This window comes from Kitasatospora sp. NPDC086009, from assembly GCF_044540385.1.
Classification (GTDB): Bacteria; Actinomycetota; Actinomycetes; order Streptomycetales; family Streptomycetaceae; genus Kitasatospora.
The window spans coordinates 556,917-573,211 of sequence record NZ_JBITSA010000005.1 but is presented as its reverse complement, the minus strand read 5'-3'; the positions used below and the strand labels follow the sequence as shown (position 1 = coordinate 573,211).

Annotated in this window: 15 protein-coding genes; 13 read left to right on the top strand and 2 right to left on the bottom strand. The window is 74.5% G+C overall.

Features of this window, described 5'->3' with window-relative positions; all coding sequences use genetic code 11:
- Window positions 1–333 precede the first annotated feature (333 nt).
- Window positions 334–846, top strand: coding sequence for a universal stress protein (locus tag ACIF6L_RS16670; RefSeq protein WP_329491209.1), 513 nt, complete (start codon window positions 334–336; stop codon window positions 844–846).
- Window positions 847–946: 100 nt separating this feature from the next.
- On the opposite strand, the gene ACIF6L_RS16665 is transcribed toward ACIF6L_RS16670, so the two are convergent.
- Window positions 947–1,222 carry a chaplin family protein gene (locus ACIF6L_RS16665; RefSeq protein WP_329491210.1) on the bottom strand — a complete coding sequence of 92 codons (276 nt, stop codon included), beginning with the start codon at window positions 1,220–1,222 and terminating at the stop codon, window positions 947–949.
- Window positions 1,223–1,559: 337 nt separating this feature from the next.
- On the opposite strand from ACIF6L_RS16665, the gene ACIF6L_RS16660 reads away from it, so the two are divergent.
- The 9 genes from ACIF6L_RS16660 to yidD all read left to right on the top strand — a co-directional run bounded on the left by ACIF6L_RS16660 (window position 1,560) and on the right by yidD (window position 10,808).
- Complete coding sequence (locus tag ACIF6L_RS16660) at window positions 1,560–1,847, top strand: hypothetical protein (RefSeq protein WP_352290892.1); 288 nt, start codon at window positions 1,560–1,562, stop codon at window positions 1,845–1,847.
- A gap of 102 nt (window positions 1,848–1,949) precedes the next feature.
- Window positions 1,950–3,494: a PLP-dependent aminotransferase family protein gene (locus ACIF6L_RS16655; protein WP_396487659.1), complete on the top strand. Its 1,545-nt coding sequence runs from the start codon at window positions 1,950–1,952 to the stop codon at window positions 3,492–3,494.
- Between the two features lie 231 nt (window positions 3,495–3,725).
- The gene (locus tag ACIF6L_RS16650) at window positions 3,726–4,235 is read left to right on the top strand and encodes a hypothetical protein (protein ID WP_329491213.1); all 510 of its coding nucleotides are present in this window, start codon (window positions 3,726–3,728) and stop codon (window positions 4,233–4,235) included.
- A gap of 130 nt (window positions 4,236–4,365) precedes the next feature.
- The gene (locus ACIF6L_RS16645; RefSeq protein WP_396487657.1) at window positions 4,366–5,262 is read left to right on the top strand and encodes a DUF1963 domain-containing protein; all 897 of its coding nucleotides are present in this window, start codon (window positions 4,366–4,368) and stop codon (window positions 5,260–5,262) included.
- Window positions 5,263–5,423: 161 nt separating this feature from the next.
- Window positions 5,424–6,389 (top strand): hypothetical protein, encoded by a 966-nt coding sequence (locus ACIF6L_RS16640; RefSeq protein ID WP_396487655.1) that lies wholly within the window; start codon window positions 5,424–5,426, stop codon window positions 6,387–6,389.
- A 429-nt stretch (window positions 6,390–6,818) separates the two neighbouring features.
- On the top strand, window positions 6,819–8,228 hold the full coding sequence (locus ACIF6L_RS16635; protein WP_352290942.1) for a family 2B encapsulin nanocompartment shell protein: 1,410 nt from the start codon (window positions 6,819–6,821) through the stop codon (window positions 8,226–8,228).
- A gap of 254 nt (window positions 8,229–8,482) precedes the next feature.
- Window positions 8,483–9,301 (top strand): hypothetical protein, encoded by an 819-nt coding sequence (locus ACIF6L_RS16630; RefSeq protein WP_396487653.1) that lies wholly within the window; start codon window positions 8,483–8,485, stop codon window positions 9,299–9,301.
- Between the two features lie 113 nt (window positions 9,302–9,414).
- Window positions 9,415–10,185, top strand: coding sequence for a DUF4239 domain-containing protein (locus ACIF6L_RS16625; protein ID WP_396487651.1), 771 nt, complete (start codon window positions 9,415–9,417; stop codon window positions 10,183–10,185).
- Window positions 10,186–10,271: 86 nt separating this feature from the next.
- Window positions 10,272–10,808 (top strand): membrane protein insertion efficiency factor YidD, encoded by a 537-nt coding sequence (gene yidD, locus ACIF6L_RS16620; RefSeq protein ID WP_329491218.1) that lies wholly within the window; start codon window positions 10,272–10,274, stop codon window positions 10,806–10,808.
- Window positions 10,809–10,883: 75 nt separating this feature from the next.
- Here yidD and ACIF6L_RS16615 read toward each other — a convergent pair whose 3' ends face one another.
- On the bottom strand, window positions 10,884–13,247 hold the full coding sequence (locus tag ACIF6L_RS16615; protein WP_396487649.1) for a glycosyl hydrolase family 18 protein: 2,364 nt from the start codon (window positions 13,245–13,247) through the stop codon (window positions 10,884–10,886).
- A gap of 275 nt (window positions 13,248–13,522) precedes the next feature.
- On the opposite strand from ACIF6L_RS16615, the gene ACIF6L_RS16610 reads away from it, so the two are divergent.
- The 3 genes from ACIF6L_RS16610 (at window position 13,523) to ACIF6L_RS16600 (ending at window position 16,262) form a co-directional block, all read left to right on the top strand.
- Window positions 13,523–14,173: a class I SAM-dependent methyltransferase gene (locus ACIF6L_RS16610; RefSeq protein WP_396487648.1), complete on the top strand. Its 651-nt coding sequence runs from the start codon at window positions 13,523–13,525 to the stop codon at window positions 14,171–14,173.
- A 230-nt stretch (window positions 14,174–14,403) separates the two neighbouring features.
- The gene (locus ACIF6L_RS16605) at window positions 14,404–14,988 is read left to right on the top strand and encodes a TerD family protein (RefSeq protein WP_329491221.1); all 585 of its coding nucleotides are present in this window, start codon (window positions 14,404–14,406) and stop codon (window positions 14,986–14,988) included.
- A gap of 230 nt (window positions 14,989–15,218) precedes the next feature.
- Entirely contained in the window at window positions 15,219–16,262 is a 1,044-nt protein-coding gene (locus ACIF6L_RS16600) for a DUF5954 family protein (RefSeq protein ID WP_396487646.1), read from the top strand.
- The last annotated feature ends 33 nt before the right edge of the window (window positions 16,263–16,295 follow it).

The following is a 16,295-nucleotide window of genomic DNA, read 5'->3' as shown; positions in this document are numbered from 1 at the left end:
GCAACGGGTTCGAAGTTACGGGGGTGGGGTGGGGGTTTCAAGGATTCGTAGGTTTGGGCTGGTGGGTGGGTGGTTACCGGGGGTATGGATCTAGGGATTGGGCTGTTTTGAAGGTGTTTGCCCCGTTTTTCAAGATCGTTTGGGGGGTGGGAGTGGTCCGGGCCACAGGTTTGGGGGTGTGAGGCCGGGCACATCGTCGACGGTGGGTGACGGGGTGTCGGCGGGGGGTGTGGATCGTGGGGGGTGGGGGTCCGGGGTCGGGTGGCGCGCACCACAGCCCTCACCCGACGTGCCCCGTCCGCTCACCCGTCGTGTCCGCCATAGCCTCTGGGCATGAGCAACGAGAGCGATGCAGAGGCCGTCGGCGGCGCCGAGGAGCCGGGGGCGGCGGTCGCGCCCGCCGGGTTCGAGCTGGGGACCGACGGGCCCAAGGTGATCCTGGCGGGGCTGGACGGCTCGGAGTCCTCGTGGCGGGCGACCGCCTACGCGGCCGGTCTCGCCCGGCGGCAGAACGCGACCCTCGCGGTGGCGTACGTCCAGCCCGTCCTCGGGGCGGCCACCGCGCTCGCGGGCGCGGCCGTCGGGGAGACCACGCAGGAGATCGCCGACGAGCTGCTGGCGGCGCTGCGCGAGGCGGAGCGGCGGCTGAGCGACGTCTGGCGGCTGGACTGGCGCTTCCTGACCCTCCGGGGCGACCCGTTCGCGGGCCTCGCGCGGATGGCGGACGAGCTGCGGGCGGACGCCGTGGTGGTCGGCGGCTCCGAGCAGGCCGGACACCGGGTGATCGGCTCGGTCGCGGTCCGGCTGGTGAAGGCGGGCCGCTGGCCGGTGACCGTGGTGCCGTAAGGGGGAGGGGCGGGGCCGGCGGACGGCGGAGTCGGACGTGCGGAAGGGCTGCGATCCGGGTGGGACCGGACCGCAGCCCTTCCGGCTGTCGGGAGGTCGCTCAGCCGAGGATGCTGACGCCGTTGCCGCAGATGTTGATCGGGATGCTGATCGGGATCTGGATCTGGTTGCCGGAGAGGACCCCCGGCGAACCGGTGACGACGCCGCTGGCGTAGGCGCCGCCGGTGTTGACGCAGGTGGTGCCCGAGGACAACTCGGCGGCGGCGGCGCTGTGCCCGACCCCGTCGCAGTCCCCCGCGAAGGCGGGGCCGGTGGATATGACGGCCAGCGCGGCGGTGAGACCGGCGGCGAGCAGGTACTTCCTGGTGTTGGTCATGCCGGTAGGAATAGCCAGCCGACACGCTGAACCGGACACGATCCGACCGGAGTGCCACCCGATCGGCGCTGCGATCCGACTCGGATGCAGGAACCGGGCCGGCCGGCCGTCACCCGAACGGCGGGCATCGGGCGCGAGCACCGCCGGGCCGCCGGGCCGCCGGTCCCGGTCCGGGGCCGGGCGCTGTCCCGGCCCGCGGTCGGGGCCGTGATGGGACGCCGGTCCCGTGCGTCCGGGACGTCCGCCGTCCGATGCTCGATGCGCGGGGCCGGTACGACGGCCCCGGGGCGTACCGCCCGACGACCCGCTACGGCTCACGCCACGCAAGGGAGACCGCATGTTCGCGCACTGGGGTACCTTCACCAAGAACGACACCCTCGGAGACTGTCTCGGCGTGGCCCAGAGCGCGCTGCAGCGCCAGGGCTTCCAGGTCTGGGACCTCGCCGGCGACGGCGACTACCAGGTGATCGGCGGCAACTCCGCCGTGATCGCCCACATCGTCTGCGTCCCGCAGTCCGGGAACATCTGGATCACGGTCAGCGCCTACTCCACCGACTCGGCGCTCGCCGAGCGGACCCGGAACGACGTCCGCACCTACATCGTCAACTCGGTCCGGATCGACTGAGACCGGCCGGTTCCGGCTGGGCCCCGGCGCGAGCCGGTCCGCGGGGCGGTGCCACCCGCCCGCCCTCGGGCCGGTTCGTACCCGGCGATAGGGTTCGGGACCATGACGGACACCCCGGTCGCACACCCCCGGAAGCCCGCCCGCCCGACGGCCGGGCCGAGACCCCGCCCGGCGGCGGCAGCGACGGCTGCGGCACCGGCGACGGCGACGCTCGTGGCCGGCCCGCCCGACGGCCCGGCCGGCAGTGACCTGCACCTCGAACTGCCCGCCACCGGCGGCCGCCGCGCCGCGCTGATGGCCGCCCTGCGCGAGGCGATCCGCAGCGGCCGGCTCGCCCCCGGCACCCGGCTGCCGCCGTACCGCTCGCTCGCCGCCGACCTCGGCATCGCCCGCAACACCGCCGCCGACGCCTACGCCGAGCTGGCCGCCGAGGGCTGGCTGACCGCCCGTCAGGGCTCCGGCACCACCGTCGCCGACCGGGCCGAGCCGGTCGCCGCGACCCGGGCCCGCCGGACGTCCCCGTCGCGCCGGCCCGCCCACGACCTGATCCAGGGCCGCCCCGACGCCTCCGCCTTCCCCCGCGCCGACTGGCTCGCCGCCGGCCGCCGGGCGCTCACCTCCGCGCCCAACGAGGCCTTCGGCCCGGGTGACCCGCAGGGCCGCCGCGAGCTGCGGGTCGCCCTCGCCGACTACCTGGCCCGGGCCCGGGGCGTGCGCACCGACCCCGAGCGGATCGTGGTCTGCTCCGGCGTCGCCCACGCGCTGCGGCTGCTGTTCGACGGCGCGGGCGCGGTGCTGGGCGGCCCCGCCGCCGGTCCGCTGGCCGTCGAGGCCTACGGGCTGGGCTTCCACCGGGCGCTGCTGGCCAGGGCGGGGGTGACGACGCTGCCGCTGCCGCTGGACGAGGACGGCGCGCGGATCGACGCGCTCGCGGAGCACCCGACGGTGCGCACGGCGCTGCTCACCCCGGCCCACCAGTTCCCGACCGGCGGCCCGCTGCACGCCGCCCGGCGCGCGGCGGTGATCGACTGGGCGCGCGGGAGCGGCGCGCTGGTACTGGAGGACGACTACGACGGCGAGTTCCGCTACGACCGCCGCCCGGTCGGCGCGGTGCAGGGGCTCGACCCGGAACGGGTGATCTACCTCGGCAGTGTCAGCAAGAGCCTGTCGCCCGCGCTGCGGCTCGGCTGGATGGTGCTGCCCGAGCAGCTGGTGGACCGGGTGCTGGCCGTCAAGGGCGAGCGGGAGGCCTGGGCGAGCGCGCTCGACCAGCTGACGCTCGCGGAGTTCATCGAGTCGGGCGGCTACGACCGGCACGTGCGGCGGATGCGCCGGCGCTACCGGGACCGCCGGGACCACCTGCTGGCCGAACTGGCCGTGCGGGCGCCGCACATCGAGGTGTCCGGGATCGCGGCCGGCCTGCACGCGGTGCTCCGGCTCGCGCCCGGCACCGAGCGGTCCGTGCTCAAGGCGGCGGCCTACCGGGGACTGGCCCTGGACGGGCTGGCGGACTACCGGCACCCGCTGATCGGGCCGGACGCGATGCCCGTGGCGGACGGTCTGGTGGTCGGCTACGCCACGCCGGCCGACCACGCCTACCAGGCGGCCGTCGCCGCGCTCTGCGACGTCCTGCCCGCCCCGCTCTGACCGGGGCCGCCGGCCCGCACGCTCCGGCCCGCACGCTCCGGCCCGCACGCTCCGGCCCGCACGCTCCGGCCCCGGTGGGTGGTGCGGGCCGGAGGGTAAGGGGAAGGGCCGTGGCGGGAGGTGTCGTGGCGTAGTCAATGGCCTGCCGCGTCCGCTCCGCTGTCATATGCCGGTACGGGCCCGGGCGGAGGCCGGTGCCACGACCGGCGGTGCCGCCTAGGCTCACTGGTCATGCGCAGAACACATGTGAGCCGTCTCGGAATCGCTGCGATCCTGGCCCTCGTCGTCGGTCTGCTCCTCTCGGCCGCTCCCGCCCAGGCGGACACGCCGCTGCTCACGGTCGGCTCCGACCGGGCGACGGCGACCCCGGGCTCCGCGGTCACCCTGACGTTGACGCTGACCAACCCGCACGACACCCCCGTGCGGTTCGTCTACCAGTCCGTCCAGCCGACTTACCAGACCAGCCAGGTCCCCGGTCTGGCGTACGCCTTCTCGTCCTGCGGCGGGGCGGTCAGCGCGTGCGACACCGGCGGCACCAGCGGCCTGGTCCACCACACCGTGCCCGTCGCGGCGGGGGCCTCCACCACCGTGACGCTGACCTACGACATCGCGGCCGGCTCGGCCTGCGGCGCCGGCACGCGGATCGACTTCTACACGTACCTCTACTACGAGTACCAGTCCGGCGCGGCCTCCGACTCCGGCATCTTCGACATCCCCGGCAACGAGGTCGTCTGCTCCTGACCCCGGCCGGTCCGGCCCGCTCGGGCGGGCACCCGTCCCACAGTCCCCCGTCAGGTGCCGGCCGCCCCCGTACCGGCACCTGACGGGCCTTTCGCGTGCGCTGTCGGACCCTCGTGACAGGCTTGCGCGCATGGCCGAACCGCTGACCGACGCGACCGACCGCGCCGCCGCGAGCGCGCCCGCGGGCCTCCCCGCGCGCATGACCGCAGCCGCGAGCACGACCGCCGGGGCGGCCGGCCCCCCGGGCCGGTCCGCCGCCCACCAGGGGGAGCCGGGTCCACGCGGGCTGCCCGTCCCGCCCGGTGTCGCCGAGGCGATCCGGGCCCGGGCCGACGAGCGGACGGCTCCGTTGGTCCACGGCCTGATGCGGCCCTCGCTGGCGCTCGCCGCCGGGGGCGACGGTCCGTCGGCCGGGGTGCTCGGCGGGCTGCCCGCCCTGCCGGCCGGCACCGGGTGGCCGGAGTTCGCCGGGCGTCCGATGCAGCTGCTGGCCCAGCTCGACTGCGCCGGCCTGGCGGAGGCCTTCCGCACCACCGGCCGGGGCGGTGACTGGCCGCTGCCGACCGCCGGGCTGCTCCTCTTCTTCCACGACGAGTGGCTCTCCGACTTCACCGGCCGTGGCTGCCGGGTCCTGCACGTGCCCGCGGGCGCACCACCCGGACCGGCCCCGGCCGACGGCCCGGGCACCCCCGCCGTCCCGGCCGTCGAGGTCCGGGCCGAGTGGCGGCTCTCCGCGCCCTCCTACCAGGACCGCGAGCTGGAGAACGTCTTCCCCGACGACTTCATGATCGCCCTCGACCTCGCCGCCGACTTCCGCGACCACCTCGCCGCCCCCGGCGTGCGGGTGCTCGGCTGGTGCGACACCGACACCGGCCGCCCGGCGGGGCACCGGCCGCTGCTGCAGATCGGGAGCCGCGCCCTCGCGGTGGACTGGGGCGAGTGCGTCAACGTGTCGTTCTGGATCACCGACGAGGACTTGGCGGCGGGCCGCTTCGACCGCGTCCGGCACGGTTTCGAGGTCGCCTGAGCGGGCCGGCGAACGCCGCCCGGAGCGGGCCCGCCACCGCTGCCCGGGCGGGGCCGCCCGGCCGCCACTAGGCTGCTGGAAGAGGTGGGGGCACCCGCCCGCGACCGCCGGTCCGCCCGGCCGAGCGGTCGGACCCCGATCGCCGAACCGGCGGGACGGACGTGGCAGCAGAGGGATCGACGACATTCGACGCGGCGGCGCCCGACGGCCCGGAGCCCCCGGTCGGCGAGCTGCTGCGCTCGGTCCGGGCCCACCCCTCACTGCTGCCCGAGACCCTCGCCGTCTTCGCCGTCCGCCACCGCGGCCCCCGGGCCGCCCGCCGGGTCGCCGAGCTGCGGGCGGCCCACCCGGAGGCGACGCCGCAGGAGCTGGCCGGACTGGCGGTGACGCACGCCCGGCGGGTGAGTCAGAGCGAGGGCGCCTTCGTCGGCGGGCCGTTCATGGTGCTCATCCCCTTCGCGTTCTGCACCGCGCTGCTGGCCCAGGCCCAGCTGTTCCTCGAACTCGCCGCCCTGGCCGGGAGAGACCCGGCCGCCCGGCCCCGGGCCGCCGAGATCCTGGTGCTCCAGGGCGCCTACCCCGATGTCGCGGCCGCCGGGCGCGCCCTGGACACCGCGCCCCGGCCCTCGGGCGGGCGGCGGCGCGGGCTCTGGTCGCTGCTCCGGCGGATGGCCCGGCTGCTCGGGCTGACCAGTGAGGGGGCCGATCCGCCGCCCTCCCGCTGGCGGACGGCCGGCGGCTGGCTGCTGGTCCTGCTGGTCTTCCTGATCGGGCTGGTCGCGCCGCTGGTCTGGCTGCCCTACATGGGCTTCTCCTACGCCCGGGCGACCGACCGGGTCGGCAGCCGGGCCGTCGACTTCTACTTCGGCGGTGACGTCGCCGGGGCCGCGCTGCGGCGGCGCCGCCGTCGCAGCGACCCGGCGACCGTCGCGGCCACCATCAGGGCGGGGATCTCGCTGGTCCTGCCGGTGGGGGCGGTGATCATGCTGCTGCTCGCCGACATCCGGGTCGCGGGCAGCCGGTGGCCGCTGATGTCGATCATCCTGCTCGTGCTGTCCGTCCTGGTCGGCGAGGTCTGGTACCGCCGCCACCGGCGCCGCCGGGGGGCCGCGGCGCAGGACGGGTGACGGTCCGCCGTTCGGGCGTCCGACGGGCCGTCACCCGGCGCTTGACCGGGTGTTCGACGAGCGAACACCTGTGCCATCCGCTCGTGCGCCGCCCGGCGGCCCGCGGGCCCGCACGTCGCTCCGTTCGGGTGGAGGGGATCGTTCCGGTGGGCGGGCGATTCGCATGCACAGCAAGTCCGGGGTCAGTGGGAGGAACGCACGGGATTCCAACCGCCAGGCGCATCAGATTCACCCTATCGGGGGGTGCTTTGGGGCCGTACGGCTTTGGCCGGGCGCGGGTGATCTAGGGTTCCCGGTGGGTCGCCCCGAGTGGGCGGACACCATCGCGCTCTCTCGCCAACACCCCTTCCCGTACGCGTATCTGATGATCCGTCCCCGGACTCCGGGGCGGGTCGGCGTGACCTTGACCAGATGAAGGAGACCCTGCCGATGCCGGTGGACACGAACCCGGAGACGCAGCAGGTACCGCAGCAGTCGAGCCTGACGACGGCCGCTGCCCGCAACCTCGCCACCACCACCAAGTCCGCACCGCAGATGCAGGAGATCACCTCCCGCTGGCTGCTCAAGGTGCTCCCCTGGGTCCAGGCCGCCGGTGGCGCCTACCGGGTGAACCGCCGGCTCACCTACACCGTCGGCGACGGCCGGGTGGAGTTCATCAAGACCGGCTCGGAGGTCCGGGTCATCCCCCGTGAGCTCGGGGAGCTCGCCCTGCTGCGCGGCTTCGACGACGACGGGGTGCTGACGGCCCTCGCCGACCGCTGCGAGCAGCGCGACTTCGGCCCCGGCGAGGTGCTGGCCGAGCGGGGCACCGAGGCGGACCGCATCTACCTGATCGCCCACGGCAAGATCAACCAGATCGGCACCGGCAAGTACGGCGACGAGACGGTGGTCGGCGTGCTCGGCGACGGCGACCGCTTCGGCGAGCACGCCGTACTCGACCCGGACGCCGTCTGGGAGTTCACCGCCACCACGGTGACCGCCGGCACCGTGCTCTCGCTGCCGAGGCGCGAGTTCCAGGCCATCCGGGACGGCTCGCCCGCGCTCCAGCGGCACCTGGAGGAGTTCCTGGCCCTGCCGCTCCAGCGCCAGAACGAGCGCGGTGAGGCCGAGATCGCCATGTCGGCGGGCCACCACGGTGAGTACGAGCTGCCCGGCGCCTTCGTGGACTACGAGCTGAAGCCACGCGAGTACGAGCTGAGCGTCGCCCAGACGGTGCTGAAGGTGCACAGCCGGGTCGCCGACCTCTACAACCAGCCGATGAACCAGACCGAGCACCAGCTCCGGCTGACCATCGAGGCGCTGCGCGAGCGCCAGGAGTACGAGCTGGTCAACAACCCGGAGTTCGGCCTGCTCAACAACGCCGACTTCTCGCAGCGGATCCAGACCCACTCGGGCCCGCCCACCCCGGACGACCTCGACGAGCTGCTGAGCCGCCGCCGCGACCCCGACTACCTGCTCGCCCATCCGCGCGCGATCGCGGCGATCGGTCGCGAGCTGAACTCCCGCGGGCTCTACCCCCACCATGTCGACCTCGGCGGGCAGCAGGTGCCGGCCTGGCGCGGGGTACCGATCCTGCCGTGCAGCAAGATCCCGATCACCAAGGAGAACACCAGCTCGATCCTGGTGATCCGGACGGGCGAGGACAACCAGGGCGTCATCGGCCTGCACCAGACCGGCATCCCGGACGAGTACCAGCCGAGCCTCTCGGTCCGCTTCATGGGCATCAGCGAGAAGGCGATCATCTCGTACCTGGTCAGCGCCTACTACTCGGCCGCGATCCTGGTGCCGGACGCGGTCGGCGTCCTGGAGAACGTCGAGATCGCGCACGGTCGCCACTGAACAACGGCCCGATCGGGCGCGGGCGGGCCGTAACCGGCCCACCGCAAGATCGTTTCACCTGACGTCGGACGGCCCGCCCCTCAAAGGCGGGCCGTCCGATGTCGCCCCTCCCGGCGCCGACCGGGCTCCAGGACGGGGCCGACTCCCGACGAGGACAACTCCCCACGAACGCTGACCTCCTGACGATGCGAGAGATACATGGAGCCCCTGGCGCAGCCCCGGCGGGCACGGCGGATACCGGTGGACGGGCCGTCGTGACCGCAGACCTGATCGTCGTGAGCAAGGGCGCTTCCGGGCGCCGGGCCCGGCTGGCCGGCGCGGCAGCCGGGGTGGCCGCCCTCTGCGCGCTGCTGAGCGGCGCGGCCGGTGCCGCCCGGACCCCCGAGCACCACGGCGGGGGCGACCCGCACGGGCCGGTCGTCGAGACCTGTGTCTCCACCGGCACGGACGTCTCGGTGTCGGTCGGCCGAGGTGGCGTGGGCGTCGATGTCGATGTCGACGTGGAGGTGGGCGTCTCGGTCGACCTCTCCGGAGTGCTGCACCACCCCGGTCCGCACCCGAAGCCCAGTCACCCGCCCTGGCACCACCACCACCCGTGCCCGAGCCCCACCCCGACGCCCAAGCCGAGTCCGACGCCGACTCCCACCCCGACGCCGACTCCCACCCCCGCCCCGACGCCGACGCCGGAGCCGAAGCCCACCCCGACGCCGACCCCCGCGCCGGTGCCGCCGCCCGCCCCGACGCCGAAACCCACCCCGCCGCCCGCGTCGACCAGGCCCGTGCCGAAGCCCACGCCGAAGCCGACCGCGGCACCGGTCGTGCCACCGGCCCCCGTGCCCGAGCCGCCCTCGCCGACCGCCACGCCGAGCCCGGCGGCCGTCGAAGCGAAGCCGCGGCCCGTGGTCAAGCCCGTCCGGGTGCCGCTGGCGGCCCCGCCGGTGCCCGCTCCGGAGCGCCACCACGGCAGCTCGCCGACCCGGACGATGCTGCTCGTCACCGTGCCCGCCGTGCTCGCCGCGGCGGCCCTGCGCCCGCGCGGCCGGTCCGGCCGGGGCGGCTCCGGCCGCTCCTGAGGCGCCCGGCCTCCGAGGCGGCCCGGCCGGCCGCCTCCGACCGCCCGGTCGTCGGGTGAACGGGTGACGGCCGGGCCCGATACAGAGAACCCGAGCTGAAGAAGGGAGTTCCCATGTCCGAGTGGTTGGCGCTGGCCATCGCCATGTCGGCGGCCTGCGCCGTCGTGGTGGCGGTGGTGCTGCTGAGGCACCGCAGGGTCAGTGAGGAGGAGGACACCGACGAGACGCCCGACGTCATCGAGTACATGACGATGATGATCGGCGTGGTCTACGCGATCGTGCTCGGCCTGGCCATCGCCGGCGTCTGGGAGGCGCGCGGCGCCGCCCAGGACGACGTGGCGCGCGAGGCGCAGTCGCTGCACGAGGTGAGCGAGCGCGCCCAGATCTACCCGGTCGAGTTCCGCGACAAGGTCCGCGCCGATGTGGACGCCTACGTCTCCTGCGTGGTCGACACCGAGTGGACGTACATGCGCGAGCACGGCGAGATCTCCGAGCGCGGCACCGAGTTACTCGACAAGCTCCGTACGGACGTCGCCACCCGCACGCCGGCCAGCGATCTGGAGGCCCAGGCCTACCAGCCGATCATGGACCGGATCAGCACCGTCGACGACGCCCGTAGCGCCCGCGGCCAGAACGCCGGGCCGACCATGCCGGGCGTGGTCTGGTTCGGCCTGATCGTCGGAGCCGTGGTGACCGTGGGCATGGTGTTCGCGCTGCAGATCCGGCGCTCGCCGCGGGAGTTGCTGCTGGCGGGGGCGTTCAGCGCGCTGATCGCCTTCCTGCTCTTCCTGATCTGGGACTTCGACGATCCGTTCGGCCGGAGCGTCTCGGTGACCACGCAGACGTTCACCGACCTGTTCCCGACCCTGGGCGGTGGCGACTGAGCGTCACGCGGACCGGCGTTCCTTCGATAATCTGATCCGGCCGTCGGGGGTCGGTCCCGTCGGGCGCATCGAGAGGATCGTCAGTCGTGACCTACCCGCCGCCCCAGCAGGGCGCGCCCTACCCGCCCCGACGCCCCCAGGTCGCCTGGTGGTGGCTGCCCGAGAAGGAGCGCCGCCGGCGCCGCAAGCAGCGCGAGGAGTGGCGGGCGTACCAGCGGCGGAAGGGCAAGAAGAACGACAACGACTGCTCGGACGCCTGTGACTGCTGCGACCTCGGGGACCCGTGCCTGATCGCGCTCGTCCCGGTGATGATGGCCGCGGGCCTGCGGTTCGCCCTCGGTGGCGGCCGCGGACGGCGCGGCGCGGCCGCCGATCCGTCGGCGCCCGCCCCGGCCGGCTTCGCGGCGGGCGTGCTGTACGGGGCGGTGCGGTACTACCGGAGCGAGATCAGCCCCCGGCGACCGGCCTGCTGCCCGTACACGCCCTCCTGTTCGACCTATGCCGTCCAGGCGCTGCACCGGCACGGCGCCGTGCGCGGGGCGCGGCTGACCGCCGGCCGGCTGCTCCGCTGCCGCCCGGGCACGGCGCGCCGCGGCGGGGCGGACCCGGTGCCGGGGCGGTAGGGCCCGTCGCGAGGAGCGGTGACGCAGGGGCCGCGCGGATCACGGTGATCCGCGCGGCCCCTGCCCGGTGGTGCGTCAGCGCAGGCTGCTGTCGATCGCGTTCAGCAGGGTGCCGGAGGCGTCGTCGTTCTCCAGGGAGAAGGCGAACATCCCGGCCAGGCCCTTGCTCTTGGCGTACGCCCCGCGGGCCTGGATGGCCTGCGGGGTGTCACCCGTCCAGAAGTTGGTCCCGTCGTAGACCCAGGAGGTCTCCGTCACCGGGTCCCAGTGGGTGTTCGCCGCACTGGCGTTGAGCTCCTTCCAGGCGGCCAGGCCGGCCTCGGCGCTCAGCGGCTTGGCCGGGGTCGGACCGGTCGCGCTCTGGTACAGGCCGTAGTTCGAGCCGGCCGGCACGCCCGTCCAGCCGCGCCAGTAGAACGGGATGCCCAGCACCAGCTTGTTGGCCGGGAAGCCGCCCGCGATGCCGTACTCCGGCAGGCCGGTGGTGTACGCGGCGAGGGTGGTGTCCACGTTGTACTTGCGGGTGCCGGGAGTGATCGGCGTGGTCGGGTCGGCCGGGCTGTCGTGCAGCGGGTCCTGGTGGTTGGTCGGGCCCTTGGCGTCCCAGGCGCCGTGCATGTCGTAGGTCATGACGTCGGCGTAGTCCAGGTAGGCGCCGATCTTGTCGGTCTCCAGCTGCGCGATCTTGTCCTGGCCGCTGGGCAGTGCGGCGGTCAGCAGGAACCGCTTGCCCTGGGCGTTGCCGAGGGCGTCCAGCTGGGTGCGGAACTCCTTCAGCAGCAGGGTGAAGTTCTGCTTGTCGGCGGCGGAGTAGTGGTTGCCGGTGTGGCCGCCGGCCGAGCCCGGGTACTCCCAGTCGAGGTCCACGCCGTCGAAGAGTCCGGCCGCCGAGGCCTGGCCGCCCGAGGCGTCACCGGCCACGCCGGTCGGCAGGTTGCCCTTGAGGAACATGTCCACGCAGGAGGAGACGAAGGCCTTGCGGGAGGCGTCCGTCGCGGCCGCGTCCGAGAAGTACTTGGAGTACGTCCAGCCGCCGATCGAGATGGTGAACCGCAGGTTCGGGTACTTGGCCTTCAGCTGGCGCAGCTGGTTGAAGTTGCCCTTGAGCGGCTGCTCCCAGGTGTCGCTGCTGCCGTCGACGCTGGCCGCGCCGTTGTAGTCGGCCTGGTAGTCGGCGTAGGCGTCCCCGGCGCCGTCCCCGGCGTTGGGGTTGGACTCGTTGGCCGAGTCGGAGGCCTTCACGGCCTGGAAGCAGGTGTGCGTGGTCGGGTGGATGTTGGCGAAGGCGTAGGTGATCACGTCCAGCTTGCCCGCCGCGCCGCTGGTGTCCACGTTCTTCGCGTGGTACGCGTTCTCGTAGACGCCCCACTGGTCGAAGTAGGCCGAGCGGAACGGGCTCGCGGCCGGGGCGGGCGCGGTGGTGGTGCCCACCGGCGCGGACTGCGCGGAGGCGTGGCTGCCCGAGTAGCCCTGGACGGTGAACCGGTAGTTGGTGCTCGGCAGCAGCGAGCTGACGGCCACCGAGGTGCCCATCGAGGTCGCGACCAGCTGGCTGCCGGAGTAGACCTTGTAGGCCACCGGGCCGTCGCCGCCGGTCAGCGTGGAGGGCTGCCAGCTGAGCACCACGGCGTTGCCGGTGACCTTGCCGACGGTGAGCCCGCCGGGCACGGTGACCTTGCCGTCCCCGGCCGGGCCGGTGCCCGTCGCCGTGGCGGTGGCCGTCGCGGTGGGGCTGGTGGTCGCCGTCGGGCTGTTCGAGGCCGTCGGGCTCGTGCTCGCGGTGGGGCTGTTCGAGGCGGTCGGGCTGGTGCTCGCCGTCGGACTGCTGGTCGCGGTCGGGCTGCTGGTCGCCGTGGGGCTGCCGGTCGCGGTCGGGCTGCTGCTGCTGGTCGGCCCGGCCGGGCCGGTCAGGCTGAGGTCGTCCGCCCGGTAGGTGCCGGTGCCGTACCAGCCGTGCGTGAACACCGTCACCGAGGTGGTGGCGGCGCCGGTGGTGAAGGTGCTGCTCAGCTGCGTCCAGCCGGTCGCGCTGGGCGTCCAGGAGGAGGAGTTGACCCCGGTGCCGGTCGCGCCCAGGTAGACGTAGCTGCCCTGGACCCAGCCCGACAGGGTGTACTGGGTGTTGGGCAGCACGGTCACGGTCTGCTGGCACTGCGCGGTGTCGGAGGCCGATGCGGCCCCGCTGAGCGCGTAGCTCCCGCCGTGCACCGGCGTGGTGACGACGGATCCGTTGACGCAGGTCCAGCCGGCCAGCGAGCCGGTCTCCAGACCGGCGTTGGCGAGCAGGTTGACGGGCGCCGCGGAGGCCGTGTTCAGGGAGAGCGCGAGGGCGGCGGTGCCGGTGGTGAGCGTGGCCGCCAGGGCCAGCGCGGTGGCTCGCCGGCGTGGTGCGGCGGCCCGGCGCTCGGCGGGGCGCGCGGGCGTGACTCGGTCGTGCATGCGGTGTCCTCCGGATGAGTGGGGGTTCCGGCGGTGCGGTGGCCCGGGTGGGCCGAAGGGAGCCGAGCCGAGCGCTGTGGGGGCGCGCGGGCGGGGTGACACATGCTTCGGTACGACGCGTCGACACCGTCGGGCCGGGCCCGTACGCATCGACGACATCACAGATTGGACTGGACCAATATTCGCCGTCAAGGGTGTCCGCCCGCTGGACGGTCGGCGGCCCCCGCGCCGGTACGGTGGCGTACGGAGCAGCCCCGCCGAACGGAGGACGAGCCATGGACAGCCAGGACTGGAACGACCGCTACGCCGCGAGCGAGCTGGTCTGGGGCGCCGAGCCCAACCGCTGGGTGGTCGGCGAGCTGACCGGCCGCACTCCCGGCCGCGCCCTGGACGTCGCGGCCGGCGAGGGGCGCAACAGCATCTGGCTCGCCCGGCAGGGCTGGCGGGTGACCGGCCTCGACTTCTCCGCCGTCGCCCTGGAGCGCGCCGAGCGGCTCACCGCGGACCTGCCCGACGAGGTCGCCGACCGGCTCACCTGGCGCCACGACGACGCCCGCGGCTTCCCGCTCCCGGCCGAGGGCTACGACCTGGTGCTGGTCGCCTACCTCCAGCTCCCCGCCGCCGACCGTCGTACCGCGCTGCGCCGGGCCGCCGCCGCGCTCGCCCCCGGCGCCACCCTGCTGGTGGTCGGCCACGACAGCAGCAACCTCACCGAAGGGGTCGGCGGCCCGCAGGACCCGCGCGTCCTCTTCACCCCGGACGACGTGCTCGCCGACCTCTCCGACGCCGGGCTGCGGACCGTCCGCGCCGAGCGGGTGCTCCGCCCGGTGGCCGCGGAGGCCGGACACCGCGACGGGGCTGCCGGCGGGCGCGCTGCCGCGGTCGACGCCCTGGTGCGGCTGGAGCGGCCGTCGGAGCGGCCGTAGCGGGGGGCCGTCGGCGTCGCCGGGCGCCGCGTGCGGGACCGGCGCCGGAGCCCGCGTGCGGAATTGCGGCCGGGGGGCCGGTGGGTCGTCGCGAATCCCTCCGTGTCCGGATGATGTGGTGTTGATCGTAGGAGCGGGGTACGGGGATTCCCAGGACCGACCCTGCGCACCCGGGAATCTCTACAGTGCTGTAGATTCAGGACGCAGGGCGGAGCAACGAGGAGGACGCGATGAGCGTTTCGCTGGCCAAGGGGCAGAAGCTGAGCCTGGAGAAGCCGGGCGGGGGGCAGCTGGGCGTGGTGCGGATGGGCCTCGGCTGGCGGGCCGCCCAGCGGAAGGGGTTCTTCGCCAAGCTGTTGGCCTCGCAGGAGATCGACCTGGACGCCTCGGCGGTGCTGTTCGCCGCCGGCAAGCCGGTGGACGTGGTCTTCTTCCAGCACCTCACCAGCAACGACGGTTCGGTGCGGCACAGCGGGGACAACCTGACCGGCGGCGCCGGCGACGCCACCGACGACGAGTCGATCACGGTGGACCTCACCAGGGTGCCGAGCGAGGTCGACCAGATCCTGTTCACCGTCAACTCCTTCACCGGGCAGACCTTCCAGGAGGTCGAGAACGCCTTCTGCCGGCTGGTCGACGAGCAGACCGGCGCCGAGCTGGCCCGGTACACGCTCACCGGCGGCGGCCCGTACACCGCCCAGATCATGGCCAAGGTGCAGCGCACGGCCGGTGGTTGGCAGATGGCCGCGATCGGCCAGCCGGCCAGCGGGCGGACCTTCCAGGACCTGATGCCGGAGCTGGCCAAGCACCTCTGACGGTGCGCCGCGGGCCCGCCCGCGCCGCACCGCCCGCGACCGGCCCTCCGGCCGGTCCGTCGACCGGCGGCGCGGGGGCCGTCCGATCTCCCCCCGGACGGGCCCCGCGCCCGCTGTTCCCCGTCCGCGCGGTCGCGCGGACGGCCCTCCGGTCCGCCGCCGTTGCCCGGTCGGGTGCACTTCCCCGATATCCCTGCGGCCCACTCACCGCGTCCGCTAACACTGGCCGCATGGACGATGACGCTGCGCAGCTGCCGGGGCACCTCACCATCCGGGTCGCGCACACCGACGACCCGGTCGCGGCCGTGGCCGGTCTGGAGGCGTGGGCCTCCCGGGAGCGGTATCCGAGCCTGATGATGATGGCGCCCGCCTTCGGCAGTCTGGAGCGCACCCCCGAGGGGACCTGGCGGATCCTCGGCTACCGCGCGACCACCCCGCAGATGGCCCGCGACGACCTCGGCCACCAGTTCCGCTGCTGGGCGCGGGCCGAGCGCGGCGCCCGGTTCGCCGCCACCTGGGACATCACCGACGAGGAGCGGGCCGCCTACACGGCGGCGTACCGGCGGATGGAGTGGGAGGCGCTCGACGAGATCACCGTCGCCGGGCGGGAGTACCGGATCTTCCGGGCCGAACAGGTGCTGCGCTCGGGCCCCGAGGGCATCGAACCGCCGCGCCCCACCGACCCGGACCCGGCCGCCGCCGGCCAGGCCTACCGGCTGCCGTCCCGGGTCGACGGCTTCGTCGTCGACCCCGGTGCCGACGTCACCCTGGTCGACGGGATCCTGCGGCTGGACATGATGACGCTGGTGCCGGCCGGCCGGGGCATCCCCGAGAACGTCCGCGCCGACGCCCGGCACGCCTCCAGCCGCTACCCCAAGGTGTTCGTGCTCCCGGTGCACTGCGCCGTCGCCGAGTACGAGGACGGCCACTGGGGCCCGATGACCGGGGCCTACGAGACCCCGCAGGCCGCCCGCGACAGCCTCGCCGCCTACCTGCGCGACTTCGCCCCGCGGCTGCTGCCGGACCTCGGCGAGGACGAGCGCGCCCGGTACGCCGCCGCCGCCGACCGGCTGGACGCCGAGCGCGGACACGAACTCCGGGCGGCCGACCGGCGGTTCCGGCTGGTGCGGGTCGAGCCGGTGCTCCGTCTCGGCCCCGACGGGCCCGAACGGCCGCGGCCCTCCGACTGGGACCCGGACCTCCCGGTCAAGGCCCAGGAGGAGCAGGACCGGGCGGCCGGCCGCTACCCGGAGGACGAGGACGACGAGGACTGAACGGCCGCCGGCCCGGTGCGCCCGCTGATCGGG